Genomic DNA, 6,212 nt, shown 5'->3' on the forward strand with positions numbered 1-6,212 from the left:
CGGCCAGAAAACCTGGACGCGCCGAAGGCGTTGTCAGAAACTGATCAGCTCGAAAGTGGTCCCGCACCGGTTCAGCAGTCGCAGGCGACGCCGCTCGAGGGGGCGGTGAGCGGGTCGGGCCGGCCGCGTTCGACGCCGGCGTCGGTGGCGACCGGGAGGCCTTCGCGCACCCAGTACTCGAAGCCGCCCATCATGTACTTGACCTGGTAGCCGATCGCCGCGAACGCGGCGGCGGCGCGGTAGGCGCCGTTGCAGCCGGGGCCCCAGCAGTAGACGACGACGGGCCGGGCGGGGTCGATGAGCCCGTCGGCGCGGGCGGCGATGTCATCGGTCGGCAGGTGCACGGCGCCGGGGATGCGGCCCTGGAACCAGGCGGCGTCGCCGCGGGTGTCGACGAGGGTGAACCCGGGGTCCTCGTCCTCGGCGGCGGCGTGGACGTCTGAGACGTCGGTGCTGTAGGTCATGAGGCCGGTGAAGTACGCGAGGGCGTCGGCAGGGGAGGCCGGGGGGACGCGCAGGACGGCGTTCGGGTTCGTTTCCATGCCTCGAAATCTATGTGCCGGTACAAAGTTATGAGCACTTGACACAAAGGTGGTCATGATGTGGGAACGTCGCGGCGGTACGGGTGTTTCGCCCGGATTCGCGGGTACTCGAGCGGCGGTAGCGTAGGTCCCGGCGTCCCCTCGCACCGAGTCCTGCACCAGCGCCGCCCCGGCGGCGCCTCCGACCAGAGAGGCTTCTCCCATGCCAACCACCGCACCGACCGTCGAACTCGCGCACGGCGCGGCCATGCCGCTGCTGGGCCTGGGCACCTGGCCGATGGACGACGCCGAGGCCGAACGCGTCGTCGCCGAGGCGATCGGCCTCGGCTACCGGCTGGTCGACACGGCCGAGAACTACAAGAACGAGCGCGGCGTCGGGCTCGGGGTCAAAGCCTCCGGCGTGGCCCGCGAAGAGCTGTTCGTGACCACCAAGTTCAACAAGGAATGGCACGGCGTCGAGCTCGCCGCCGAGGCGTGCGCACGCGGCCTCGACCGGCTCGGGCTCGACTACCTCGACCTCCTGCTCATCCACTGGCCCAACCCCGACCAAGGCAAGTACATCGAGGCCTGGCAGGGCCTGGTGCGGCTGCTCGAGTCGGGCCGGGTCAAGGCGATCGGCACCTCGAACTTCAAACCGGCGCACCTGGACCGCATCATAGAAGCCACCGGCGTGATCCCGGATGTGAACCAGATCCAGTTGAGCCCCTTGACGACCCGGCTCGAAACGCGGGCGTACCACAAGGAGCGCGGGATCGTGACGCAGTCGTGGTCGCCGATCGGCGGCGAGGGCGGCGAGGTGCGCAACGAGCCGAAGGTGCTGCAGCTGGCCGAGAAGTACGGGAAGACGCCCGTGCAGGTGGTGCTGCGCTGGCACCTCGACTCCGGCCTCGCGGTGGTGCCCAAGTCGAGCGACCCGGAGCGCCTGGCGCAGAACCTCGACGTGTTCGACTTCCAGCTCGAACCGGACGACGTGATGGCGCTGGCCGCCCTGGACCAGGGCGAGGCGGCGGCGGCTGACTCGGACGCGTTCGGCCACTAGCGGTTTCGCGGGGGGGGGGGGGGCGCCGCCCCCGGCGGGGGGGGCCGGGGCGCGCGGCGGGGGGGCGCGGGCCCCGCCCCGCCCCGGGGGCGGCCCGCGCCCCCCCCCCCCCCCCGGCGCGCCCCCCCCCCCCCCCCGCTTCGTTCGCCCTGCTCGCAGACGCTCAGTCCTCGAGGAGCGTGAGTTCCATGGCGCGCACGCGGTCGGGGTCGGTGACGCCTTCCATGGCGATGATGCGGTCGCCTTCGACGGTGAAGACGAGGACGCGCGTGGGGAGGTCGGGCATCGAGGAGACGACGCCGATCTTGCCGTCCGCGAGAACGAGCTGCGCGTCGGTCGCCATGGCCGCGAAGGTCATCGCGCCGCCCGCGATCTGGGCCGCGCCGCGGATGATCTGGCCGACCGCGGCCGCGTCCGTGCGCAGGGTGATGTCGGGGTCGAGCACCGAGACGAGCGCTTCGAAGTCCCCGCCGCGCGCCGCGGCGAGGAACGCCTCGACCACCGTGCGCTGCTTCGAGACCGCTTGGTGTTGCGGCGCACCGGTCCCCCGCACGCGGGCCCGGGCGCGGCTCGCGAGCTTGCGGGCCGCCGCCGGGTTGCGGTCGACGATCTGGGCGATGTCGTCGAAGGGGACGCCGAACATGTCGTGGAGGACGAACGCGAGCCGCTCGGCGGGCTCGAGGGTCTCCAGGACCACGAGCAGCGCCAGGCTCACCGAGTCGGCCATGACCGCGGCCGACTCCGGGTCGGCCTCGACGTCCGCGGGCCCGGGGAGCGCGACCGGTTCGGGCGCGTGGTCGGGCATGGGCTGCTCGGCGCGGGACTTGCGCCGCCGCAGCTGGTCGAGGCAGACGCGGCCGACCACGGTGGTGAGCCAGCCGCTGAGGTTGTCGATGCGCGCGGAGTCGCTGGCGGCCAAGCGGAACCAGGCCTCCTGCACGGCGTCCTCGGCCTCGCCGGAGGAGCCGAGCATCCGGAACGCCACGGCCTCCAGCCGGGGCCGGTCGGCCTCGAAGCGCTCTGCCAGCCACTGGTCGTCGTTCATGCTCGCTCCTCCTTCGACGGGGTCGTCGACTGTATGACGCACGCCGGAGCGCGAACGTGACCGTCCCGCCTTCCGCGACCGCCGACTCGTGATCCAAGGCACACCCGGTCACATCGGGGTGCGGCGGCCCGTCATGGCGGCGAACCGAACGAACCGAAGGAGCCCGCCATGGAAGCCCGCCTCGACTACTACTCGAACCCCGTCGCCGCGAAGTTCGCCAAGCACATCAACGCGGCCGGCCGCTCCCTCGCCGGCGCCGAACTGCCGAAAGGCCTGCCCAACCTGGTGCTGATCCGCGCCAGCCAGATCAACGGCTGCGGCGTCTGCCTCGACATGCACACCAAGGACGCCGCCCACGAAGGCGAGACTCCCGTGCGCCTCGCCATGGTCGCCGCCTGGCGCGAGGCCACGGTCTTCACCGAGGCCGAGCGGGCGGCGCTCGCGCTCACCGAGGCCGGCACCCGCCTCGCCGACGGCGAAGGGGTCCGCGACGACATCTGGGTCGGCGCCCGCAAGCACTTCGACGACGACCAGCTGATCGCCCTCGTCTCCACCATCGCGCTCATCAACGCCTACAACCGGATGAACGCCATCACCCAGACCCCGGCCGGCTCCTACGAGCCCGGCCAGTGGGGTTAGCCCGGACCACCACCCGGAACACCCGAAGGGCGGGGGCCCCCCCCGGCCCCCCCCCCCGCCCGGGGGCGAAGGGCACCGGGGGGCGGGGGGGCGGGCAGGTCATGCAGTGCCCGCCGCCCCTGCCGCGCCCGAGCTCGGCGCCGACGATCGGGATGACCTCGATCCCGGCGTCCCGCAGCAGCGTGTTCGTCTGCGTGTTCCGGTCGTACGTCATCACCACGCCCGGTTCGAGCGCGACCGCGTTGTTCCCCGAGTCCCACTGCTGCCGTTCGGAGGCGTACACGTCGCCGCCCGTCGCGATCACCCGCAGCCGCTGCAGGCCGAGCGCCTCGGCGACGACGTCGGTGAACGCCGCCGACCCGTGGTCCTCCAGCTCCAGCCCCGGCGACCGGTCGCTGGGCCGCAGGGAGAACGTGTGCACCGCGTCCATGATCTTGGGGTACAGCGTGACCACGTCGCGGTCGGCGAACGTGAACACCGTGTCCAGGTGCATCGCCGCCCGCAGCTTCGGCATCCCCGCCACCACCACCCGCTCGGCCGCGCCCTGGTCGAACAGGGCCTTCGCGACCTGCGTGATCGCCTGCCGGGAGGTGCGCTCGCTCATCCCCATGAGCACCACGCCCCTCCCCACCGGCATGATGTCGCCGCCCTCGAACGTCGCCTGCCCCCACGACTGGTCCGGGTCGCCCCACCACACCCGTGAGCCCTTGAACTCGGGATGGAACGTGTACACCGCCTTCATCAGCAGCGTCTCGTCATGGCGCGCAGGCCAGTACAGCGGGTTCAAGGTCAGGCCGCCGTAGAGCCAGCACGTGGTGTCCCTCGTGTACAGCGTGTTCGGCAGCGGCGGCATGAGGTACTCGCGCGCACCGGTCGACTCCCGCGCCAGCCCCACATACCCCGGCCGCAGGTCCTGCGGCAGGTCGTGTGTGGACATGCCGCCGATGAGGTGCTCGGCCAGGTCGGCCGGGCCCAGCGACTCCAGGTACTCGCGGGTCGGCTCGATGAGCCCCAGCCCGACCTCGTTCGGCGTGATCTTGCGGTCCAGGAGCCACCCGCGGGCCTCCTTGTCCGCCATGGTCTGCGAGAGCAGGTCGTGCAGCTCCACCACCTCGACGCCGCGGTCGCGCATGTTCTGGACGAACTCGTCGTGGTCGCGCCGGGCGTTCTCCACCCACATCACGTCGTCGAACAGCAGGCCCCCCGCGTTCGTCGGCGTCAGCCGCCGATGCGCGAGCCCCGGCGCGCACACCAGGACCTTGCGGAGCCTCCCGACCTCGGAATGGACGCCGTAGGACTGGACTCGGTCGTTCATTGCGGTTCCCCCCAGAAGCACGGTTTCGGCATTCAGATGCTCAGCCAGCCCGCCGCGAGCGCGACCACGCCGAGCACGGCCCCGGCGATCGAGACCGCCAGGAGGACGACCTCCCAGGGGCTGAACAGGCGCCGGCCCTGCTCGCGGCGGGCCATGACGAACAGGATCGTCGCGGGCGCGTAGATGATGAAGGAGACGAGGACGAACTTCAGGCCCGCCGCGAACAGCAGGAACGCCGTGTACAGGACGGCCAGCACCGCCACCGTCATCTCCGGGCGGCCGCCGCGCGCGGCCCGCCCGTCGCGCCCGGCCGCGACCTTCACCGCGAACAGGGCCGCGAGCAGGAACGGGATGAGCGACAGGGCGCTGGTGAGGTCGAGCGCGAAGTTGAACGCGTCGTCCGAGAAGTAGGTGACGATGAGGACGAGCTGGCTGAGGGCCGTGGTGAGCACGAGGGCCGGGACGGGCACGTCCGCCGTCGTCGCCCGGCCGAGGAACCGCGGCATGTCCTTGTCCTTGGCGGCCACGAACAGGACCTCGGCGGCCATGAGCGTCCACGCCAGGTACGCGCCGAGCACCGAGATGACCAGGCCGATCGAGACGAACACCATGCCCCAGGTGCCGACCGCGGCCTCCAGGACCCCGGCCATCGACGGCTGCCGCAGCTCGGCGATCTCCTCCATCGGCAGGATCCCGTACGACACGATCGTGACCGACGCGAAGACCGCGAACACGGAGAGGAACCCGATCACGGTGGCCCGCCCGACGTCGGAGCGGCGCTTCGCGTGCCGGGAGTAGACGCTCGCGCCCTCGACCCCGAGGAACACGAACACCGTCGCGAGCATGGTGCCCCTGACCTGGCTGAACAGCGAACCGGCGTAGTCGGCGCCGCCGAAGTTCGCGGCGAACACGGCCGGGTCGAACACGAACAGGGAGAGGAGCACGAACACGCAGATCGGGATGAGCTTGGCGACGGTGACGATCCGGTTGATCGCCGCGGCCTCCTTCACGCCCTGCTTGATGAGCAGGAAGAACCCCCAGAGGCCGGCGGAGGAGAGCACGATCGCGAGGACCGTGTCGCCTTCGCCGAGGGCGGGCACGAGCGCGCCCGCCGTCGACATGATGAGCACCCAGTAGGTCACGTTGCCGACGCAGGCGCTGGCCCAGTAGCCGAACGCGGAGAAGAAGCCGGGGTATTCGCCGAATCCGGCCTTGGCGTAGGCGTAGACGCCGGCGTCGAGGTCGGGGCGGCGGTTGGCGAGGTTCTGGAAGACGAACGCGAGCATGAGCATGCCGGTGCCGGCGACGGCCCAGGAGATGAGGGCGCCGGCGACGCCGGTCTCCTGCGCGAACCGGGACGGGAGGGAGAAGACGCCGGCGCCGACCATGGACCCGACGACCATGGAGGTGAGCGTCCAGAAGGCGAGCTTGGCCGCTCGGGGCGCTTGGACCTCGTTCACGGGTTGGGCCATGTGTCCTCGCAGGTCACGCCGTTGAGGCCCGTTAGGGCACTGGAGTCCTGAATATAACGCCGGGAGGCTGACGGGGACTCGGATTCGCCGAACCGCGGGCGGGGGGCCGCGGGTGGGCCGCGCGGGTCACAGGGGGGCGCGGTGGCCGGCGGTCTCGGCG

General features: G+C 71.5%; 6 protein-coding genes. 2 read left to right on the top strand and 4 right to left on the bottom strand.

What is annotated here, in order from left to right; genetic code table 11:
- Positions 1-71 precede the first annotated feature (71 nt).
- Positions 72-542, bottom strand: coding sequence for a rhodanese-like domain-containing protein (locus O2L52_RS15515; RefSeq protein ID WP_270116598.1), 471 nt, complete (start codon positions 540-542; stop codon positions 72-74).
- A gap of 202 nt (positions 543-744) precedes the next feature.
- Between O2L52_RS15515 and O2L52_RS15520 the strand changes: the two genes are divergently transcribed.
- The gene (locus tag O2L52_RS15520) at positions 745-1,581 is read left to right on the top strand and encodes an aldo/keto reductase (protein ID WP_270116599.1); all 837 of its coding nucleotides are present in this window, start codon (positions 745-747) and stop codon (positions 1,579-1,581) included.
- Between the two features lie 163 nt (positions 1,582-1,744).
- Here the strand turns inward: O2L52_RS15520 and O2L52_RS15525 are convergent, their stop codons facing one another.
- On the bottom strand, positions 1,745-2,626 hold the full coding sequence (locus O2L52_RS15525) for a sigma-70 family RNA polymerase sigma factor (RefSeq protein WP_270116600.1): 882 nt from the start codon (positions 2,624-2,626) through the stop codon (positions 1,745-1,747).
- A 168-nt stretch (positions 2,627-2,794) separates the two neighbouring features.
- Here O2L52_RS15525 and O2L52_RS15530 point away from each other — a divergent pair, with 168 nt between their 5' ends.
- Positions 2,795-3,265: a carboxymuconolactone decarboxylase family protein gene (locus O2L52_RS15530; RefSeq protein WP_270116601.1), complete on the top strand. Its 471-nt coding sequence runs from the start codon at positions 2,795-2,797 to the stop codon at positions 3,263-3,265.
- On the opposite strand, the gene O2L52_RS15535 is transcribed toward O2L52_RS15530, so the two are convergent.
- Both O2L52_RS15535 and O2L52_RS15540 read right to left on the bottom strand, forming a co-directional pair.
- The gene (locus O2L52_RS15535; RefSeq protein WP_270116602.1) at positions 3,219-4,580 is read right to left on the bottom strand and encodes an arginine deiminase; all 1,362 of its coding nucleotides are present in this window, start codon (positions 4,578-4,580) and stop codon (positions 3,219-3,221) included. The genes O2L52_RS15530 and O2L52_RS15535 overlap by 47 nt on opposite strands.
- A gap of 32 nt (positions 4,581-4,612) precedes the next feature.
- On the bottom strand, positions 4,613-6,052 hold the full coding sequence (locus O2L52_RS15540) for a basic amino acid/polyamine antiporter (protein ID WP_270116603.1): 1,440 nt from the start codon (positions 6,050-6,052) through the stop codon (positions 4,613-4,615).
- Between the last annotated feature and the right edge of the window lie 160 nt (positions 6,053-6,212).

Origin of the sequence: Glycomyces algeriensis (assembly GCF_027622855.1) — a bacterium.
In the GTDB taxonomy this organism is placed as follows: Bacteria; Actinomycetota; Actinomycetes; order Mycobacteriales; family Micromonosporaceae; genus Glycomyces; species Glycomyces algeriensis.